We start from the raw sequence: 19,440 nt of genomic DNA, 5'->3' as shown, positions 1-19,440 counted from the left end.
CGCCGGGTGGCAGCCGTGCGGTGGGGTGAACACGGATCCCTCTGTCCGGGCCGTCCTCCTTGGAGGAGTGGCAGGAACAGGGCTCGGGTGTCAGCACGAGACGGACGTGCTCACCCCACCGGTGGCAGCAGGCGCCATCAGCGCGACCGCGGACGGTGCCTTGTTGAGGTCACCGCCGCATCCATGGCGCGGATCCGGCGGTGACGCTCACTTGTAATAGAGACTCAGGGCCGCGAAATTGACATCCGCCGCCGGAAAAGTCTCCGAACAGCCCACACATCACCCCTGGTGCAGCAGGGGCCGCAGATGCGCGGCCAGATGCTGCTCGGCCGCGGCACGATGCCGGTAGAGCTGACGGGAACTCACCCCTCGCTCGGTGGCGAGGCGTTGCATCGGCTCGCCCTCCAGGCGCGTACGGGCAATCAGCTGCGCCTCAGCGATGGTCACCACACGTGCCCTGACCGCGAGGGCAAGCACTGTGTACTCGTCCGCCGCCTCACCGCTGGCGGCGTCCAGCGCCAGGGCCGGCGATGCGGCCGGGTCACCACCATGACCAAGGCCGCTCAGACTTCTCGCTTCCTCCGGTCCGGTTTCGCGCTGGGCGCGGCGACGTGCGGCGTACACCAGGCGATGCACCGCCCGGTCAGCCGCGGTGAACAACTCCCGCCCGACCTCCGCGGCATCGATGTCCACGGCGTGCAGGGCGGCGGTTACCGCAGCGAGTGCCTCCTGCTCCACCTCCGCACGCTCCAGGTGATCACAGCGCCCCAGGCGGGCCAGCATCCGGTGCAGCACCGGCACGGCCATGCCGAGGACCGCCGTGTCCCACGGCGCACCGAGCCGCTGGGCACGACGCACTACCTCGCCCCATGTCCGCTCCCGCAACGCCGGCGACGTACCGGGGTGGGCCAGGCGGGTGCGGACCTGATCGACGGGAAGCGCGGCCTGCTCCGGCTCCTCGCAGATGAGGTGCGCGGGCAGTGTCAGTGGCTTGGGGGCAGAGGCGAGGGCGAGGAACGACTCCTCCAGCGCCCCCAGCGGCGAACGGCCATCGGACGGTGTGCAGGCGCAGACAGGTGCGCGGTGGCGGGAAGGGTGGTGGTGCATGTGCAGCTCCTTGCGGGAGTGGCGGACAACGTTCGCCGCACCCCTGTCACCACCTCGAGCCACCGCCGGACCACCCGCGCACCAACCCCGCAGCCCAGCCGAACCACTGGCCCAGGCTGTGCGATAACGAGCCGTCGCCCCTCATCAATGACCTGCGCCGTCGCTGCACCCTCGCGGCCAGAATCGAACACAGAATTCTTGTGCGGCAGGAACCGAGCCTGCTGCGCCATTTACCCAATGGCTCGCTGATGGCTCGCGAGTGGATCGCTGAGATCCCGGTCGGCAACTGACGACGGACTGGCTCCGCTGTCTGAGCGACGTTCACGCGTGTCAGCAAAGCACCGCGACCTTCTGACGAAACCCCAAGAGGGCATACGAACGTCCCTGCATCCGGGACGCCCTCTCCTCGCTTTCTCTCCCTCGTCCAGCTGTCAGTGCGCGGCGCTTCCGGGTGAGTCGCCTGGTCATGAGGGGGATGAGTGCCCAGTTCAGATGGGCTTCGCTGTGCTGGGGAAGGCACTCGAAGGTTCTGTTCCTGGTTGCGATCTATCGGCAGCCGAACGCTGTGCTATCCATGAGCGGTGACGGCTTCCGAGATATCCAGCAGGCCCTTTGATGCGGTGCTGTGCGACCTCGACAACGTGATCCGCTTCTACGACATGGCTCCACTGGCTGAGCTGGAACGTGCTGCGGGCCTGGCCGAGGGCACCACCGCAAGGGTGGCCTACGCCCCTGAAGTGGACCTGCCGCTCCTCCTCGGCAAGATCACCAAAAAGGAGTGGGTGGACTCCATCGCGTCGGTGCTCTCCGACCAGGTACCGCAGACGCATGCCCGTCAGCTGGGCATGGCGCTTGCCGATGCTCCGTTCCGAGCCGACGACGTGGCGGTGACCCTGCTGCGCCGGGTACGGAGACACATGCCCCTGGTCCTGGTGACCAACGCGACCCTGGAGCTGGAGCACGACCTTGAGTCGATGGGGTTGGCGGATCTCGCGGACCACGTCGTCAGCAGCGCCCGAGTCGGGGTGGCCAAGCCTGACCGGAAGATCTACGAGGTGGCAGCCTGCCGGGCAGGAACCGCCTTCAGCCGGTGCCTGTTTGTGGATGACCGGCTGGAGAACGTCAAGGCCGCCAACACACTCGGCATGACCGGTGTGCACTACCGCGAGCCTGCCGATCTCCAGAAGGTACTGGGCTTCGTGCTCGACAGCTGAGAAACTCCTTCTGCTTGCGTGCTGGCCTGGTAGAAGGCTGGGATGCTCCCGCTCCAGCCACGACCCGAAACCGACGTGCTGCCCAGCCGTCGCCGCCCAGTACCAGCCGGAGAAGTGACGCTCACCGCGCGACCAGCGAAACGGCCTCCCGCAGCCACACCCTCGAACCGGGCCGTCACACAGTCCAGCAGCGGACGTCACCGACGCTCGCGTACCGCATCGACGTACGACAGCTCGACATACGGCTCCACAAGATCCACCCCGACCGGTACGGCCACCCAGCACCCCCAGACAACACCTCGTACGGCTAGGTCCACTGGCAAAGCGTTGTCCCGTTAAGGGCGGCTGAGTCGACATCTCCCTGGCTGGAGGCGAGGATGTCGGATGTCATCAGTCCGTTGAGTTCTGCCATGGAGGACAGCTCGTGAGCCTGTCGTATCGAGCACGCGTGGTGGCGCTCCTGGAGGAGTCGCCGCTCACCACGGAGGCTGTCATCGCGGACGTGCGCCACCTGCTCTCGCACGGGGAGGAGGCTTTGGCGTTCGACACCATGTGCTCGTGGATCTATGAGGACGACCTGCCCATCACCCGTCAATACCACACTCGACTGGTGGCAATGGCGGACGAGATGGACGCCCCGAGGTCCGTCCAGCGCCTTGACGAGCTGCTGATCGACTGACACTTACCCCTCGGCGGTGTTGTCGAGGAATGATCTTTCCCGTGGCAGTTGTGATCACGGCGTCGGAGCCGTCCTGGATAGCCCCGTTCACCGGGCTGAGCCCGCGGCAGTTCGGCAAACTGCTGACTGCACTGCGACGCGAAGGCGCGGACGCGGTCCGCAGGGGGCGACCGTGGAGCCTGCCACTGGAGGACCGGGTTCTGCTGGTCGCTGCGTACTGGCGGACGAACTTGACTCTGAGGCAGTTGGCGCCGCTGTTCGGGGTGTCGAAATCGGCGGCCGGCCGCATCATCGACCACCTTGCACCGTCGCTCGCACTCCAGCCGCGCAAGCGGTTCCGCAGGGACACTGTGCTGATCGTGGACGGCACCTTGGTTCCCACCCGTGACCACACCGTCGCCGAGCAGTCGAAGAACTATCGGTACTCGACGAATCACCAGGTCGCCATTGACGCGGACACTCGGCTCGTCGTCGCTGTCGGCCGACCGTTGCCTGGCAACCGCAACGACTGCAAGGCATGGGAGTTGTCCGGCGCCAAGGCCGCCGTCGGCAAGGCCGTAGTGATTGCGGACGGCGGCTACCGGGGCACCGGCCTGGTCATCCCGCACCGCCGCGAGCCAGGTCCGACCGACCTCCCGGACTGGAAAGAGGAACACAACGCCTCCCAACGCAAAGTCCGCGCCCGCGTCGAGCACGTCTTCGCCCGCATGAAGAGCTGGAAGATCCTGCGTGACTGCCGCCTGCAAGGCGACGGCGTCCACCACGCGATGCTCGGCATCGCTCGCCTGCACAACCTTGCCCTCGCCGGGTGACCAAGAAACGAGCCGGTCAGCAGGCATGTCCGAGATCATTTATGGGACAGCCCTAAGGAAGCCGAAACGACTGGGTCCACTGTCAATCGCCTCGATTGGATGACAGCGGTCAGAATGCCCTGTTGCCCTGTGACAGCGATGATTCAGCGTTGTCACGGAAGTTTGATCACCGATAGGTTCGTGACATCGAAGTGTGAGCGACCTGCTCGGGATGGGGGTGAAGGTGGACGGTTCGCAGGCTTCCTTCCGTTTGGAGCGGGGGGCAACGGGGTTTTGTGATCTCAGCGACCCACCCTTGCCCGAGACCGATCCTCGGGTGTGCCGCACCGCTTTGCACGCCACGGCCCGGGCCGCACGCGGGCAGGTCAGGAACTTTGAGGAGCAGCGGTACCCGCAGACCTTCCACAGCGGCACGATCGATAACCGGGATGGCACACACGTCGTGCTGTTCCACGCTCAGTACCCGCTGATCGCTTTTGTGGGCGACCAGCGCCACCCATCACCCGACGAGTTTCAAGACCCTCCGGCCTGGGCGACCATCCTCAACGACTTCGGCTTCACCGTCCTGGGCGCATCACTGCTCCTGTCACCGCCGACGGGTGCAGATACCACTGCCCTGTCCACGGCGGAGCTGCGGCAGATCGAGCAGTGGCAGCCGAACACTCTCGGCTCGACGCTCTTCAACTCCTGGGATTGATGGCCGGCTCGCTTCTATCTCAGTGAACCTAAGTGGTCGGCTCCGTAAATCCTTCGGGGATTGACTGCGGAGTCGGCTATGTGTGTTGGCCGCAGATGCCGGTGGGCAGGACGATGCCCTCGTTACGGTTGCTGTTGGCCAAGTAGAGCGCGAAGCCTCACTGTGCGGCGAAGCCGCTGTAGGACAGGCACATTGGTTTGATCACGCGCCGTCGGGCAGGTCGCCGTCGACGTAGGAGTCGCGGTGACGCACGTGCACGGCAGCCGGCTGAGTCCAGGGGCCCCTGTGATGGCTCCGTGGAAACCCTCGCACAATAGGGCAGTACTGCGCCGCCCGAGCGCGGGGCCACAGGAGGAGCTGAGGTGCACGGTGTGAATGGCGGGGCTGCCTTCGTCATACTCGTGGTGGTGGTCGGCTTGGTGATACGTCAGCAACTGCGCACCCGTCCGGTGCGGCGCATCGGTTCGCTGGTCGCCCTGGGGGCTCTGGGCGTCCTGGGTGTCGCGGGGACCGCCTTTGGTGTCTTGTCGGTCGTCAAGGATCACGCGCTGACGGCACTGCCTGTCATCCTCCTGGTGGTGAGCCTGGCCGTCGCGGCGGGCTTCGGCGTTGTTAGGGCGCGGACTGTGCGGATCTGGCGTGGCCCTCAGGGCGTAGTGCTGCGCAAGGGGACGGTGGCCACTACGGGGCTGTGGCTTGCCTCGGTGGGCGTACACCTCGGGCTGGGCCTGTGGATTGACCATGTGACCGGGGTCGGTGTGCTGGGGGCCGTGTCGCTCTACGCATATCTGGCGATCGGCCTGGGGACGCAAAACCTACTGGTACGTAGCCGGGCCGCCGCGCTGTGAACAGGGTCTGACGCGGCCAGCTGGTTCTACCCCGGCTCGCAACAGCGGTGCGGGCATGTGCTGCATCTACCTGATCGGCGCCCACCGCGACGTGTGGGCTCCGTCTGTGCGGCGGGCGGGGCAGGCTGCGGCTTGCCCGTGATCCATTTCGGCCGATCGGTTTGCCCGCCATGCCTGTCCGCACTGCCTGTCCGATAGCCCTGAATGCCGCCGACCGCGTGCGGCTGAAGAAGATGGCTTACAGCCACAAGACCGAGTACCGGCTGCGGGTGCGTGCGCAGGTGGTGCTGCATGCCGCGCGCGGACGCTCCAACGCGCGTATCGCCCGGGAGACTGGGCTGCACCTGGACACCGTGCGCCGCTGGCGTGGCCGGTTCGCCCGGGCGGGCCTGCACGGGCTGAAAGACCGTCAACGCTACAAGCCGCCCGGCCTCGTTCACACTGCTGCAGGCCGCCGAGGCCAAGGCGCTGGTCTGTCGGCTGCCCACCGAGAGCGGGGTGCCGCTTTCGCGCTGGTCGTGTCCGGAACTGGCCCGTGAGGCCGCCCGGCGGGGCATCGCCACTTCGTGTCGGCCTCCACCGTGCGCCGTTGGCTGGCCGAGGACGCGCTCAAGCCCTGGCAGCACCGATCCTGGATCTTCATCACCGACCCCGGCTTCCGGCCGAAGGCTGCCCGGGTGCTGGATCTGTACGTCCGCACCTGGCAGGGCGAACCACTGGGTGAGGACGAGTACGTGATAAGCGCGGATGAGAAGACCTCGATCCAGGCCCGCTGCCGCTGCCACCCCACCCTCGCCCCCGGCCAGGCCCGCGCGATGCTCGTCAACCACACCTACAGCCGCGGCGGCGCCCTGGCCTACCTCGCCGCCTACGACGTCCACCGGGCCAAGGTATTCGGCCGTACCGAAGAACGCACTGGCATCGACCCATTCATGAACCTGGTCACCCAGGTCATGAGCCAGGAACCCTACGCCAGCGCCAAACGCGTGTACTGGATCGTCGACAACGGCTCCTCCCACCGTGGGCAGAAGGCCGCCGACCGCCTCACCGCAGCGTTCCCGAACACCGTGATGGTCCACACCCCCGTGCACGCCTCCTGGTTGAACCAAGTGGAGATCTACTTCTCCGTCGTCCAGCGCAAGGTGATCTCACCCAACGACTTCACCAACCTCGCCGAGGCCAGGGACCGGCTCCGAGCCTTCGAAGACCGCTACAACACCACGGCACAGCCGTTCCAGTGGAAGTTCACCACCTCCGACCTGGACGATCTGCTGGCCAGACTCGACCGGCACACCGCCGATCACCACGAAGAATCCTCCGCCGCAGTGGCAGCGTGATCAACCCCCGAAGGATTTACGGAGCCGACCACTAATGTGATGCGCCAGAAATCTGGGATGTAAGTGGCTAGGGTGTTCTTATGTCGCCGGGGCCTCGTGCTGTTGAAGTCGTGTTGTCCGCTGAGGAGTTCGTGGAGCTGACGCGTTGGGCTGATGGGGCGGAAGGCGCTCGGCTGGCTGAGAGGGCGCGGATCGTCCTGGCCTGCGCCGAGGGACTGCCGACCGTGCGGGTGGCGGCGAAGGTCGGGGTGACGGCGGATACGGCCCGCAAGTGGCGGACGCGGTTCGCTGAGCGGCGGATGGATGCGCTGACGGACGCGCCGCGGCCGGGCCGCCGCAAGGCAGACCTGGTCCTCACCGACGATGAGCGCGCCCAGCTGACGCGCTGGGCCCGGCGCGCCAAGACGGCACAGTACCTCGCGCTGCGCGCGAAGATCGTGCTGCGGTGCGCGGAGGGCGGAACAAACAAGCAGGTCGCCGCCGAACTCGGTGTCAGCCAGCGGTCGGTGAACAACTGGCGCTCCCGCTTCATCACCCGCCGGCTGGACGGGCTGGCGGACGAGCCGCGGGTGGGCCGGCCGCCGTCGATCCTGCTGGACCAGGTCGAGGACGTGATCGTGGCGACGCTGGAGGCCACGCCGGGCAAGGACACCCACTGGTCGCGGGCCTCGATGGCGAAGCATTCGGGCCTGTCGAAGTCGACGGTCGGGCGGATCTGGAAGCGGTTCGACCTCAAGCCGCACCTGCAGGACACCTTCAAACTGTCCGCCGACCCGCAGTTCGTCGCCAAAGTCGTCGATGTCGTCGGCCTGTACCACAACCCGCCCGAGAAGGCGGTGGTGCTGTGCGTGGACGAGAAGAGCCAGATCCAGGCGCTGGACCGGTCCCAGCCGGTACTGCCGATGATGCCGGGCATGCCCGAACGCCGCACCCATGACTACTACCGGCACGGCATCACCAGCCTGTTCGCCGCCTTCAACATCTCTGATGGCACCGTCATATCGGAACTCCACCGCCGCCACCGGGCGATCGAGTTCAAGAAGTTCCTGACCCGGATCGACAAGACCGTGCCCGCCGGGCTCGACGTCCACCTGGTCTGCGACAACTACGCCACCCACAACACCCCCGAGATCAAGACGTGGCTGGGCAAGCACCCCCGCTTCCACGTGCACTTCACCCCGACCGGTTCCTCCTGGATGAACCAGGTCGAGCGGTGGTTCGGCCTGCTGACAGACAAGCTCATCCGCCGCGGCGTCCACACCTCCGTGAAGGCCCTGGAGGACGACATCAAGGCGTGGATCGATATCTGGAACGAAAACCCACGGCCCTTCATCTGGACGAAGACCGCCGACGAGATCCTCAGTTCCCTCGCCGACTACCTCACCAAGGTCACTCCGCCAGCCACCGAAAACCAGCGAGAGACTTAAGCACATGATTTCTGGCGCATCACACTAAGTCGTGCGGGGGCGGAGCCCTGTCGATCAGCACCGGATGTCGTGCCCGGCGCCGCAAGCAACTACGTCCTCCTGGACCGACGCAGCTGAACTTCCTCCATGGAGGTGACGCAGACACGAGGACCCTGATGGGGTGTCAGCATGACCACACTGCCGCACCGCGTCCTCCGGGCTCTTGAGCAGTTCAATGCCGCTCACCCGTGGGACCACAACGCCCACTACCACCGCTGGATCCTGCGACAGCTCCCCCGACGCTTCGGCAGTGCCCTGGACGTCGGCTCCGGCAGTGGCGACCTGGCCAGGCTCTTGGCCACGCGCGCCGGCAAGGTGCACGGCATCGACTCCGACCCGGAGATGACCACTCAGGCAAAGGAACTGACCCCTCCGGCATCCCCCGTCACCTTCACGACCGCAGACGCGCTGACCGGGATCCCCTCAGACTCTTACGACGTCATCACGTGCGTCGCTGCGATCCACCACCTGCCGTTCACCGACGCTCTCACCCTCTTCCGCCAGCACCTGGCGCCCGGAGGAACCCTCGTGATCCTTGGACTGTCTCACCCGGCGACTCCAGGCGACTACCTGCTCGGAGCCGTGGCCAGCCCACTCAACGCAGCCATGGGCTGGCTCAAAAACAGGGACCGCACAGCGCCTCGCCCGATCTCGATGACGGCCAGGACCCGACCAGCGGATATGAGCTTCCCCGACATCGTCCGCGAGGCCCACTCGCTCCTGCCCGGCGCACGACTGCGCCGTCGGCTGTTCTGGCGCTACACACTCGTATGGCGCCACCGATGAGCTGCCTCTCCGCCTCACTCAATCCAGTCCTAGCAGCTCAACGAGTTCCGGTCGCCTAACTTCGCTGAAAAGGGTCAGGTGGCACCGCCGATACGCCATTCGATATCGAACACAGAAAAATCTTTCGGCCACGCCGACTGGGCATGTCGAGGCCCTGCGGTACTGGCTCGGCACTGGCTCGCTGGTGGCTCGACAGTGGCTCGCTAGGGGGTTGGCCTGGGAAGACTGCCCGATCGCGACCGTCCGCCGTCGCGGCGCAGATGCAGATCTTCAGCCGGTTCACCGATTCGAACGCACGCGGCAACCATGTCAAAACCGCCCGGCCGATTCTCTATTACTTCACGTCAGCACCAGACGGATTCGATCCTTCCTCCCGGGCCCACCAGCCCATGACCACCACTCCACACAGCCCCTCGCCCACTGCCCGGCCTCGCGCCACCCGGCCCCTGCCGACCACCATCTGGCTCCCCGCCCCCGACGAACCGCATGCCGCACCCGCTCCCGGCACCGTCCTTCCCGACTGGGCGATCGAGCGGATCCGGACCGTGTTCACCACCCGGCCCGGACACCTGCCCGCGCCCTTGCTGAAGATCTCCGTACGGGACACCGAGCCGGGCATGGACGCCCGCACCCCCGTCCTCACCTACACCGACGGCACCCCCAGCAGACTGTCCATGCTGCTCGCCGAACTCCACCCCGACGTTCTCCCGGACCCCACCAACTTCCCGGCATGCGGAGTCAGCGAGATGCCGGGCGCGATGGAGAACGGCTGGCCGGGCTTCTTCCACCGCGCCCACCGCCTCCTGCCCGCCGACGGCCTGCTCCTGCTGGCCACCCGTCAGCGCCGGGACGAGGGCATCCTCACCGACCCGCTCGGCTCCCTCATCGCCTGCGCCCGCACCGCCGGCTTCCGCTACCTCCAGCACGTCATCGTCGCGCACACCCACCCCGCCGACGACCGCCTCATCCCCACCCCGCCCACCGACGCCAGCCCAGGCGTGGCGCACAGCGACCTGGTCGCCCTTTCCGCCATCCACCACACCGGCGCCTGAAGGAGCCCGCTCATGACACCTCCCTGCTCGGTGTGGAACACCGCACCTACCTCCGCCCCGGCCCAGCGCAATGGCCGCTATGCCCCAGGCTCAGCGGCCCATCCAGCCAAGATGCACCCCGGCATCGCCGCCCACGCCATCCGCACCTACACCCAACCCGGCGACCTCGTCCTCGACCCGATGTGCGGCATCGGCACCACCCTCGTCGAAGCCCTCCATCTCGGCCGCAACGCCCTCGGCATCGAATACGAACCCAAATGGGCCACCCTCGCCTCACTCAACACACGCACCGCCGCACAAGCAAGCGGCACCGGTACTGGCGTTGTACGTCGCGGCGACGCCCGCCACCTCACCGCCCTCGCACCCGCCGTTGCCCACGGCAATGTGGATCTCGTCGTCACCTCACCCCCGTACGGGCCGAGCGTCCATGGACAGGTCCGCTCCTCCCGGGAGTCCGGCGAACGTGGGGTGGTGAAGAAGGACTTCCGCTACAGCCATGACCGCGCCAACCTCGCCCACGTCTCCACCGCCCACCTCCTGGAGGCGTTCACCGAGATCCTCACCCAGTGCCGCACCATGCTCCGCCCCAGCGGCACCGTCGTCGTCACCACCCGCCCCTGGCGCGAGCACGGCGAACTCATCGACCTGCCCTCCGCCGTCCTCGCCGCAGGCAAAGCCGCCGGCCTCACCCCCACCGAACGCTGCGCCGCCCTCCTCGCCGGCATCCGCAACAGCCACCTCATCACCCGCCCCTCGTTCTTCCAGATGAAGAACGTCCGCGACGCCCGCCGACAAGGCATCCCCCTCTCCGTCGTGCAGCACGAGGACGTCCTCGTCTTCACCAGGCCCGAGAGCGGAACCGGCAAACCGTGCCCCACGAGCGACAACTCGGCATGCGCGGCGGCGTTCCGCTCCCGAACCTGCTCCCGCAGACCCCGTCGTGACCACTGAAGGCAACGAGGGGCGCATCGACGTCAGCGTCGACTCCGTGAAGGCTGGGCCGCCAACAGCGCCCACGGAAACCACCGACGCCGCTGAAGAACGATGGGCACCGCGCCCAGAGCCCGTTGGCGGGCTGACCGTGCGCCTGCCCGACACGCCACCACCGCTCACCGACAGCGCGGCAAAGGCCCTGCTGCACTTCATCCGCGAGGAGTACAACCGCCTAAAGGAAGCATCACCAGCTCACCCAACCCAGTAGACCAGCGGGCACGGCGGACGACTGGCCCTCTTCGCAGAGCAGGAGGTACCACGGACCACCGTCATCCGCCGTGCCCGCCGCACACGAAACCAGAGACCGCCATGACCCGATTCGCCTTCGCCGGACGCTGCTCCACCGAGGACCTCCAGGACCCCGAGACCTCCCGCAACTGGCAGCTCACCCGCGCCCGCGCCCTCATCGAACCCGCCGGCGGCGAAATCGTCGCCGAGTACTTCGACGCAGGCCACTCCCGCGCCCTGCCCTGGAAACGCCGCCCCCAAGCCGCCGCACTCCTCGACGCCCTCCGCGACCCGGACCGAGGCTTCGACGCCGTGGTCATCGGCGAGCCCCAGCGCACCTTCTACGGCAACCAGTTCGGCAACACCTTCCCCCTCTTCGTCCACTTCGGCGTACCCCTGTGGGTCCCCGAAGTGGGCGGGGCCATCGACCCGAACAATGAGGCCCACGACCTGGTCATGTCCGTCTTCGGCGGCATGAGCAAAGGCGAACGCAACCGCATCAAGATCCGCGTGCGCACCGCCATGGCCTCCCAAGCCCAGATCGAAGGCCGCTACCTCGGCGGCCGACCGCCCTACGGCTACCGGATCGCCGACGCGGGCTCGCACCCCAACCCGGCCAAGGCCGCCGACGGCAAACGTCTCCACCGTCTCGAGCCCGACCCCGACACCGCCGCCCGGTCGTCGTCCGCATCTTCACCGAATACCTCCGGGGCAAGGGGTACTACGCCATCGCCGAGAGTCTGACCTGCGACGGTATCCCCTGCCCCTCCGCCCACGACCGTGACCGCAACCCCCATCGACCTGGCTACGCCTGGTCCAAGGGCGCGGTCCGCGCCATCCTTCTCAACCCCCGCTACACCGGCCACGAAGTGTGGAACAAGCAGCGCAAGGACGAAGTCCTCTCGACATCGACGACGTCACCCTCGGCCACCGCACCAAACTCGCCTGGAACAACCCCGAGCAGTGGATCTGGTCCGCACAGCCGGTCCACGAACCGCTGATCTCCCAGGCCACCTTCACCCACGCACAGGCCAAGCGCCAAGCCCGCAGCACACAGAAGCACCTTGAGCGAAAGCCCCGCCCCACCGACCGCGGCTACGCCCTGCGCGGTCTGCTCCGCTGCGCCATCTGCCAGCGCAAGATGCAGGGCACCTTCAACAACAGGAAACCGCACTACCGCTGCCGCTACACCACCGAATACGCCAAGAACACCGCCCTCGACCACCCCCTCACCGTCTACGTACGCGAGGAAGTGATCCTCCCCGTACTGGACAAGTGGATCGCCACGACCTTCGCCCCCGGACGGCTGACCGCCACACTCCGCGCCATGCAACAAAGCAGGACGCCCAGTCCCCCGCCACGACAGCCGCCACGGCAGCGCAGCGAACGATTACCGAATGCGACCGGCGCATCACCCAGTACCAAGCCGCGCTCGACGCCGGAGCCGAACCCCAGCTCGTCGCCACATGGATCAACCAGGCCCAGGCCGAGAAAGTCTCGGCCCAGCAAGATCTCCTGGCCACGACGTCAGCCCAGCCCGAGATCCTTACCGCAGACCAGATCACGCAGATGGTTTCCGTGCTCGGCTCGATGGCCGACCGGATCCTCGCCACCCCGCCCGAACGCAAGCGCCCCCTGTACGAGAACTTCGGGCTCACACTGACCCTCGACATGCCAAAGAGGGTCATGACCGTAGAGTCACAACCCTCTCAAACATGTACATATAAAACGTGTCCGAGGTCCGAGTTTCACCATTCACCAACCAGCCGTGGGCCACCGGCGAAATCGAACTTCCCTAATTAGACTACAGATTCGGCTCTGGCGAAGCAATACCTCAATTGAGTAATGCAGCCGGGAGTGGCCAGCTAAGGCCCGGGCTACTGCGCGGCCGTGGCGCGACCATTCTCGTTGCCGATCACGAACCTGTGGAGGTGTCCATCACCTCCACGAACGGAGCAACGTGGTTACCGTTCTCCTTGCCCGACTGGTCCCCTCAGCCCCTGTCAAAAACGGAGGGATCCGTCACCGCGCAGTGATCCGGGTCACCGCCGTCCGTGGGCGGCTCCGCTGGCGTCCGCAGCAATGGCAAGCGTTCGCAAGTGCCCACCAGCATGCCGCTCGCCAGCTCACGGCCCTTTACAGCGCGATGCGCTGCATCAACTGTTGGTTTGCCGTGAAAGGGAAGCGATTCCGGCACGGCCCACAGCCGGAAGAAGTAGCGATGCACCCCGTGTCCCGGCGGAGGCATGGGACCGCCCCAACCCAGCCGGCCGAATCCGTAGGGCCACGCCTGGCCTCCGGGCGGTGCCTCCCCCTCCGCCGCGCCGGAACTCCGCGGATCGATACCGGTGGCCAACCAGTGCAGGAACGCCCCGCCTGGGGCATCAGGGTCCTCGCAGAGCAGGACCAACTCCGGCGTACCGTCCGGCACCCCGGACCAGTCTTGACACCGCCTCCGGGCCCTTAACTGCGCGGCATTACGGGCATGTCGAGGATGCTGATGGCGCCGACACCTTCATCCCGCCGAGCAAGGAGCCTGCGTAACAACCGGAGCCGGGTCAAGCCACTTCGGTTTCTCGCTCGATGGCCTTGAGGCGGCTCTTGAGCCGGTAGCTGGGGCCATTGATGAAGGTCACTTCACAGTGGTGGAGGAGGAGGTCGAGGATGGCGGTGGCGAGGACTTCATCGCCGAAGACCTGTCCCCATTCATCTGAAGGTCTTGTTCGAGGTCAGGATGATCGAGTCCTTCTCGTAACGCTTCGAGATGACCTGGAAGACCAGGTTCGCCTCAGCCCGCTCGAGGGGCTGGTAGCCGACCTCATCGACTACTGGCTTCGGGGCACACCAGCGTTTCCTGGCTGCTGCTGGGGTGGGTGCAGGTGATCTCCGACAGGCATCGCAGCCATTCCTGTTCACCGGGGGTGTGCATTTCCTCGGGGGAAGGTCGGAATGACCATCACCGAGATCCAGGCCGCGACGCCGCCGTGGGCGTCGAGCAGGCGCAGGTGGCCGGCATGGGGATCGCCCGGGACTGGGTCAGGCGGACGAGGGACGCGCCAGTGACGGCGGGCAGGTTCGGCGGAGCAGGCTGGGACCGGTAGGACTCGCGGGAAACAGCCCAGACCACGAGTTCGACCGAGGCGATCCGAGCACGCCAGGGGGCCTCCAGGCAGCGGGCCAGGCGGCGAGCCAGCGCGCCGAGCTGGGTGAGCTCGCCGTCGGCCAGGCCCAGACAACCTTCACGTGGCAGTCGCATCCCGGCAGCACCTTCGCCAGCACCAGGGCAGCGGCGTCCAGCTCGGCGTCCTGACAGTCCACCGGCATCAGGTCCATGTTCGCACTCGAGAGCACATACCAGGCTTCCGCGGCGGTGGTGAGCGCTGCCTGACCTCGGGCGAAGTCCGGCCACTCACGCACTGTGTCGCCGTCGACCCGCCGTCGGCACATGTCACTGCGACTGTCCGTGGCCTCGGAATCGAGGCCAAACATCTTGTTGCGCTAGACGAGCCAGGACAGGCGGAGGACCAGGAGCACAGAGACGGCGGCCAGGGGGTCCTCAGCCGTCGCCTTCAGGGCCCGCTGGGGGCGAGACAACCGATCAGTTCCATCAGGGACTCGCGAAGGGCTTCGCTGTCGAATACGGCCTCACCAACGAGCGAGTCCACGTCCTCTCGACGGTCCGCGAGTTGCCACGATGGGCGCACGGGTCGCGATGACCATTTGGGTGCGCTAGGCCAGACCACGTTCCATCCGGGTGCTCTTCGGTTTCAGCCGGTCGAGCATTTGCGCCTCTCCCCCTCGTCAACTCCTCGCTTCGGAGCCCTGTCTACCGGCCCGTCTGCCCTGGCCACAACACTCAAGGGGATTGAGCGCGATTAGGGAGGTCGACGCCGGCCGCGGCCCTTGCCCAGTGCCGGGCGGTCCCACTCAGTGGGCTGCACCTCGACCAGCTGGGGCGGGTAGAGCAGGGCCCTGGCGCCGGCCAGGTCGTCAATTCGTCAACGACGCCCACGCTCACCCACTCCGTGCCGTTCCACACCGCGATCACCCGCGACGCGCATGGATCAACGTGCGCCCCACGATGCAGGCCCTCGGTGAGTGGCACTGCCCACAGCTTTCCTTTCGACTGGGCCCGGCGCTCCTCGCGCCGCCGCGCCCAGCCGTCCAGCGGCTCGTCATCCATCGCGTCATCGTGGCGGAACCGCGGCTCCGTGCGCCACCCTGGGTTCACACCATACCCGCTCCGACAAGCGCTCAGAGGGCGACTCAAACCTGCCCCGTCCACGATGACGGAGCTGTGACCGGAGATCAAGAACGTGGTGCTGGTAAGCCTGCTGCTGTCGACACGAATTTCGGGCATGCCATCGCTCTCGTGGCCAGCCGGGATCTCGGTATCCACTGTGCATGACGGGGGTACGACCCGCACTTTCGCGCAGCCCAACACCCCAGCGCCGCCCGGTCGCGCCACGAGACCGGGCATAAGACAATGAGAATGCTCCTTCGATCGGAAGGAGGCGGACATGCCGCTTCCCGAGGAGCCGGTGCAGGTTCCACCCGAGGCGCTCGCCTTGCTCGCATCACTGCGTGCCGAGTTCGAGGGGCAGCTGCCGAAAGGCACGCGGTTCGGTGTGGGGGCGAAACAGACCGGCGGGGAGTTTACCCCGGAGCTGGCGCTCATCGTGTACGTCCCGCAGAAACTGCCGGTGAACCGGCTGCGTCCGGGGCAGTTGATTCCCGAGGTGTGGCGCTCCGGCGATGTGGAGCTGAAGACGGACGTCGTCGAGAGCAATCCGGTCCCCATCGCGGGCATCGTGAACGACAACAACTTCTACAAGCCGCTATTGGGCGGGATCGAGATACAGACCATCGAGATCGGTGACGATGGACTGGCCACGCTGCACACCGGGACGCTCGGCTGCATCGTCCAGCGCCGCAGCGACGGCGCACGCGGTGGGCTCACCTGTGAACACGTCGCACCGATGGGACTCGACGTGTGGCAGCCGCGGCAGGGGCTGGGGTCGGGTGCCTTCCAGGCTTCCATCGTGGGGAAGTCGGTGAAGGCGATCCCGGCTTCCGGGATACCCGGACTCGACTGCGCCATGATCGAGCTGAACGGCAGCCGGGGCGAACCGGTCGCCAGGATCCAGGACATCGGGCCGGTGGAAGGCTCCACAGCCGAACTCTCCCTCTTTCAACCCGTCAAGAAACGCGGGCGCACCACTGGACTGACCACGGGACAGATTGTCGGGCTGGTGCCCGGCAGCAATCCTTTCGAGGTCAGCTGGATCGTCTGCGGCACCGATCCGCCCGGCGGCCTGTTTTGCTGGCATGGCGACTCCGGCTCCGTGGTGCTGAACGTGAGGCATGAAGTGCTCGGGCTGCTGGGGTTTATGGACCCGGCGTTCACGGGCCCTGACGGCACTCCGTCGGTCAGCATCGGGTGGGCGAAGGCGATCACGCCCATTCTCGATGCTTCGGCGCTCGACATCGAGATCGCGGTCAGCCCGCCGAAGGTGGAACGGGTCCAGCCAGAGACGGCGTTGGGTGTGCTGAGCCAGGGTGGTTTCACCCAGATCGATGGGTGGGGGTTCGACGCGGGTTCTCAGGTGTCCTTCGGTGGAGTCCTGGCCCTGAACGTCATTCCGGCTTCTCCTCGGCGCCTGATCGTCACGCCGCCCGTGCAGTTCATACCCGGCCAGACAGTCGATGTGATCGTGATGAACTCCCTCGGCGAGGAGTCGCTGCCAGCACCGGGCGCCCGTTTCACGTACTGACATCAAGGCTGGAGAGCCGTGCTCCGGACTCCACGACGGAGCCCGGTCGGAGACTTGACCGTGCGGGATACGACGCAGCCGGTGCACCGTGAGAAGAGAATGGCGACCCGCGCCGCAGACCTACGAGATCTGCACCGGCGAGACAGCCACGTAGTCTCCGTCCCCATCGAAGACCGTGTCGATCTCGGCGATGAACACGTCGGGATCGGAGGTGGTGTGCAGCACGTACCCGGACTTCTCAAGATTCGGCGAGCGGTCACCCTTCACCTGTTGCTCGTAGTACGCCGCCATCGCGCTACGGATCTCCTCACGACCCACCAACCTCCTAGGGAAGGTGGCACCGTCAGGCATGAGCGGCGCCTCGAAGACACCGTCCATGGTGAAGTTCTCGGCAAGGGCATCAGCATTCCGGGGCATGGCACCGGCGTAGACGTAACTCTCGAAGATCTCCTGCGGCGTTCGGGACACGGCGGCCTCCCTGGACTCGGACACAGAAGGCCACATCATCACAGTCACGCTTCCGGGAAAGCGGTTTCCGAGAACGATCACGTTCCGCCAGATCAGCTGACCTCCAGTCGCCGCGGCCGACATGGGCGATCGTCACGCACACCAGGAGGATCCGAATCGGCCGGCCACACAAAGATGCGCTTGGCCAGCTACCGGTAGTTCGTTACCGGTAGTTCGTTAAATCCGGCGGTGGTTCGGGTTGACGACAGGTCGGGTTGGCCGTAGGCCGGTGGGAGGAGCCAAATTCCGTGCTGGAGGCTGAAGATGACGGCTCGCCGTCCGTGTCCGCCCGCGCCGGGCCCGTTGGAGGACTACGCGGCCCAGTTCGACGACCTCTTCTTCAGCCTGGCCCAGCGGCGGGGCTTTCGCGAGTACCTGACCGGGTTGCTGGCGCCATGGGAGCGGAACAAGACGATCACCTGCCTGGCAGGGGCAGAACCGGTGGCGGGTGCGAGGACGCCGGGGGTGCAGCGGCTGCAGTTCTTCCTGTCCGAGTCGCCCTGGGAGGCCGAGCAGATCAACGACCGGCGGCTTGAACTGCTGCTAGAACAGGTGGCGACGGCTCCGCACGAGGGCGGGGTCATCGTGATCGACGACTCCGGGGACCGCAAGGACGGCACGGCCACCGCACACGTGGGCCGGCAGTGGCTGGGCCGGTACGGCAAGACCGACAACGGCATCGTCACGGTGACCACGGTGTGGACCGACGGCCGTGTGTACTACCCGCTGCACACGACTCCCTACACCCCCGCCCACCACTTCGCCCGCGGCCGGTCCGACCCGGCCTTCCGCACCAAACCACAGCTGGCAGCCGCCCTCGCGGCCCGCGGGAAAGCGGCGGGCTTCGGCTGCCCGGCGGTGGTCGCCGACTGCGCCTACTTAAGTCAGCGACGACTGGTACCTCGCACTGCGCGAGGCCGGCCTGGCCTACGTGGTCGCGCTCAAGCCGCACCGCGGCACCTGGGCCCCGGCAGACCAGCCCCACACCCCCATCGAAGCGGCCCACGCCCTGACCTGGCGCGATGCCAAGTACCCAGGCGACTGGACGCCCGTGGAGCGTCACTTCCGCGACGGGCACACCGAGACCTGGTGGGCCGCCGATGCCCGCCTGGCCGGCTACGGCCCCGACTCACCCTGCCAGCTGGTCGTGGCCACCACCGACCCAGCCGGCCTGCCGGAGAAGGCCACCTGGTACCTGGCCACCAACCTGCCCCACCCCGACGCACCCCACACCACCACCAGCCCGCACCCACCGGCCGACCTCGCCGAGATCGTCCGCCTCCACGGCCTGCGGCCGTGGATCGAGCAGAGCTACAAGCAGATCAAGGACGAACTCGGCTGGGCCGACTTCCAAGTCCGCTCCGACCGCGCCATCCGCCGCCACCAGACACTCGTCAACTGCGCCTTCTCCTTCTGCTGGGACCAGTGGTTCGACCCACCCGGACCCCTGGATGCCACCGCGCCGGACCCGTGCCCCAACGAGGGGCCAAAAAGGGGGGATCAACCGAACCCCACCAGCACCAACAGCCTTGCTGGCCCAGGGCCTTACGAGCCATCCGTTCCTGGCTCACCCCTGCCATCACCCTCACCCGGTGGTGGCGAGCCTGGACGGACACGGACCCACCCTCCGAGCTGCAAGCCCTGATCGACGCGGTCACCACCGGACACGGCATTGACCTCTACCGCCGGATTTAACGAACTACCGGTAGGAGCTCTAAGGGGCAATGTCTCGGCTTTACGGGACGGCGAGCACCTTAGCGAGGGCAGGAAAGAAGGGCTGACCTGCAGAATGCCGAAGCCGATCTGGTGAGGTGGGCGACGAGGCAGTCTCCCACCCCAAGATGACCAACCGAGGACATGGCGCTCGGTGACCAGCAACTCCTCGAAGTCGAGCACAGCTGGCGCGACATGAAGCAGGTCGTGGACCTGCGGCCGGTGTT

22 protein-coding genes and 2 pseudogenes are annotated in these 19,440 nt (G+C 66.8%); 17 read left to right on the top strand and 7 right to left on the bottom strand.

Translation table 11 applies throughout. The features are described 5' to 3' along the window. Positions 1-279 precede the first annotated feature (279 nt). Complete coding sequence (locus ACFY12_RS08625) at positions 280-1,107, bottom strand: hypothetical protein (protein ID WP_390714986.1); 828 nt, start codon at positions 1,105-1,107, stop codon at positions 280-282. A 581-nt stretch (positions 1,108-1,688) separates the two neighbouring features. Here ACFY12_RS08625 and ACFY12_RS08620 point away from each other — a divergent pair. From ACFY12_RS08620 to ACFY12_RS08555, 14 genes and pseudogenes are all read left to right on the top strand, one after another. Then, a complete protein-coding gene (locus ACFY12_RS08620) occupies positions 1,689-2,321 on the top strand; it encodes an HAD family hydrolase (protein ID WP_390714985.1) in 633 nt (210 codons plus the stop codon). Between the two features lie 424 nt (positions 2,322-2,745). Further along, positions 2,746-3,000: a MafI family immunity protein gene (locus tag ACFY12_RS08615; protein WP_390714984.1), complete on the top strand. Its 255-nt coding sequence runs from the start codon at positions 2,746-2,748 to the stop codon at positions 2,998-3,000. A 41-nt stretch (positions 3,001-3,041) separates the two neighbouring features. Continuing rightward, on the top strand, positions 3,042-3,812 hold the full coding sequence (locus ACFY12_RS08610; RefSeq protein ID WP_390714983.1) for a transposase: 771 nt from the start codon (positions 3,042-3,044) through the stop codon (positions 3,810-3,812). 193 nt (positions 3,813-4,005) lie between these two features. Then, positions 4,006-4,509: a hypothetical protein gene (locus ACFY12_RS08605; RefSeq protein WP_390714982.1), complete on the top strand. Its 504-nt coding sequence runs from the start codon at positions 4,006-4,008 to the stop codon at positions 4,507-4,509. A gap of 362 nt (positions 4,510-4,871) precedes the next feature. Beyond that, positions 4,872-5,357 carry a hypothetical protein gene (locus ACFY12_RS08600; RefSeq protein WP_390714981.1) on the top strand — a complete coding sequence of 162 codons (486 nt, stop codon included), beginning with the start codon at positions 4,872-4,874 and terminating at the stop codon, positions 5,355-5,357. A 170-nt stretch (positions 5,358-5,527) separates the two neighbouring features. Beyond that, the gene (locus ACFY12_RS08595) at positions 5,528-5,896 is read left to right on the top strand and encodes a helix-turn-helix domain-containing protein (protein ID WP_390714980.1); all 369 of its coding nucleotides are present in this window, start codon (positions 5,528-5,530) and stop codon (positions 5,894-5,896) included. Between the two features lie 27 nt (positions 5,897-5,923). Beyond that, positions 5,924-6,694, top strand: a complete 771-nt coding sequence (locus ACFY12_RS08590) for a transposase (protein WP_390714979.1) — start codon at positions 5,924-5,926, stop codon at positions 6,692-6,694. A gap of 80 nt (positions 6,695-6,774) precedes the next feature. Continuing rightward, positions 6,775-8,121: an IS630 family transposase gene (locus ACFY12_RS08585; RefSeq protein WP_390714978.1), complete on the top strand. Its 1,347-nt coding sequence runs from the start codon at positions 6,775-6,777 to the stop codon at positions 8,119-8,121. Positions 8,122-8,289: 168 nt separating this feature from the next. Continuing rightward, positions 8,290-8,946 carry a class I SAM-dependent methyltransferase gene (locus tag ACFY12_RS08580; RefSeq protein WP_390714977.1) on the top strand — a complete coding sequence of 219 codons (657 nt, stop codon included), beginning with the start codon at positions 8,290-8,292 and terminating at the stop codon, positions 8,944-8,946. 389 nt (positions 8,947-9,335) lie between these two features. Continuing rightward, positions 9,336-9,998 (top strand): hypothetical protein, encoded by a 663-nt coding sequence (locus ACFY12_RS08575; RefSeq protein ID WP_390714976.1) that lies wholly within the window; start codon positions 9,336-9,338, stop codon positions 9,996-9,998. Between the two features lie 12 nt (positions 9,999-10,010). Next, on the top strand, positions 10,011-10,949 hold the full coding sequence (locus ACFY12_RS08570) for a TRM11 family SAM-dependent methyltransferase (RefSeq protein WP_390714975.1): 939 nt from the start codon (positions 10,011-10,013) through the stop codon (positions 10,947-10,949). After that, complete coding sequence (locus ACFY12_RS08565) at positions 10,939-11,199, top strand: hypothetical protein (protein ID WP_390714974.1); 261 nt, start codon at positions 10,939-10,941, stop codon at positions 11,197-11,199. Before ACFY12_RS08570 ends, ACFY12_RS08565 begins: the two co-directional genes overlap by 11 nt. Before the next feature lie 101 nt (positions 11,200-11,300). Next, positions 11,301-11,963 carry a recombinase family protein gene (locus tag ACFY12_RS08560; RefSeq protein ID WP_390714973.1) on the top strand — a complete coding sequence of 221 codons (663 nt, stop codon included), beginning with the start codon at positions 11,301-11,303 and terminating at the stop codon, positions 11,961-11,963. Next, a pseudogene (locus tag ACFY12_RS08555) lies at positions 11,909-12,046 on the top strand (hypothetical protein); the annotation flags it as partial. The gene ACFY12_RS08560 and the pseudogene ACFY12_RS08555, both read left to right, overlap by 55 nt. Positions 12,047-12,072: 26 nt before the next feature. Here the strand turns inward: ACFY12_RS08555 and ACFY12_RS08550 are convergent. Further along, on the bottom strand, positions 12,073-12,444 hold the full coding sequence (locus tag ACFY12_RS08550; RefSeq protein ID WP_390715096.1) for a hypothetical protein: 372 nt from the start codon (positions 12,442-12,444) through the stop codon (positions 12,073-12,075). Here ACFY12_RS08550 and ACFY12_RS08545 point away from each other — a divergent pair. Continuing rightward, complete coding sequence (locus ACFY12_RS08545; RefSeq protein WP_390715087.1) at positions 12,361-12,882, top strand: hypothetical protein; 522 nt, start codon at positions 12,361-12,363, stop codon at positions 12,880-12,882. The two genes, ACFY12_RS08550 and ACFY12_RS08545, sit on opposite strands and share 84 nt — an antisense overlap. A gap of 330 nt (positions 12,883-13,212) precedes the next feature. Here ACFY12_RS08545 and ACFY12_RS08540 read toward each other — a convergent pair whose 3' ends face one another. From ACFY12_RS08540 to ACFY12_RS08525, 4 genes and pseudogenes are all read right to left on the bottom strand, one after another. Continuing rightward, entirely contained in the window at positions 13,213-13,650 is a 438-nt protein-coding gene (locus tag ACFY12_RS08540) for a YbhB/YbcL family Raf kinase inhibitor-like protein (RefSeq protein WP_390714972.1), read from the bottom strand. A gap of 127 nt (positions 13,651-13,777) precedes the next feature. Continuing rightward, positions 13,778-14,048, bottom strand: a pseudogene (locus ACFY12_RS08535) (ATP-binding protein); the annotation flags it as partial. Positions 14,049-14,175: 127 nt separating this feature from the next. Then, positions 14,176-14,475, bottom strand: coding sequence for a hypothetical protein (locus ACFY12_RS08530; RefSeq protein WP_390714971.1), 300 nt, complete (start codon positions 14,473-14,475; stop codon positions 14,176-14,178). Between the two features lie 600 nt (positions 14,476-15,075). After that, a complete protein-coding gene (locus tag ACFY12_RS08525) occupies positions 15,076-15,402 on the bottom strand; it encodes a DUF6087 family protein (protein ID WP_390714970.1) in 327 nt (108 codons plus the stop codon). A 337-nt stretch (positions 15,403-15,739) separates the two neighbouring features. Here ACFY12_RS08525 and ACFY12_RS08520 point away from each other — a divergent pair, with 337 nt between their 5' ends. Next, complete coding sequence (locus ACFY12_RS08520) at positions 15,740-16,993, top strand: hypothetical protein (protein ID WP_390714969.1); 1,254 nt, start codon at positions 15,740-15,742, stop codon at positions 16,991-16,993. 120 nt (positions 16,994-17,113) lie between these two features. On the opposite strand, the gene ACFY12_RS08515 is transcribed toward ACFY12_RS08520, so the two are convergent. Then, positions 17,114-17,542: a nuclear transport factor 2 family protein gene (locus ACFY12_RS08515; RefSeq protein ID WP_390714968.1), complete on the bottom strand. Its 429-nt coding sequence runs from the start codon at positions 17,540-17,542 to the stop codon at positions 17,114-17,116. 222 nt (positions 17,543-17,764) lie between these two features. Here ACFY12_RS08515 and ACFY12_RS08510 point away from each other — a divergent pair, with 222 nt between their 5' ends. Continuing rightward, complete coding sequence (locus ACFY12_RS08510) at positions 17,765-19,195, top strand: transposase (protein WP_390714967.1); 1,431 nt, start codon at positions 17,765-17,767, stop codon at positions 19,193-19,195. Positions 19,196-19,440: the final 245 nt, after the last annotated feature.

This window comes from Streptomyces sp. NPDC001339, assembly GCF_042895955.1.
In the GTDB taxonomy this organism is placed as follows: Bacteria; Actinomycetota; Actinomycetes; order Streptomycetales; family Streptomycetaceae; genus Streptomyces.
Note: the sequence above shows the minus strand (reverse complement) of the source record. Positions and strands in the feature narration are given on the sequence as shown.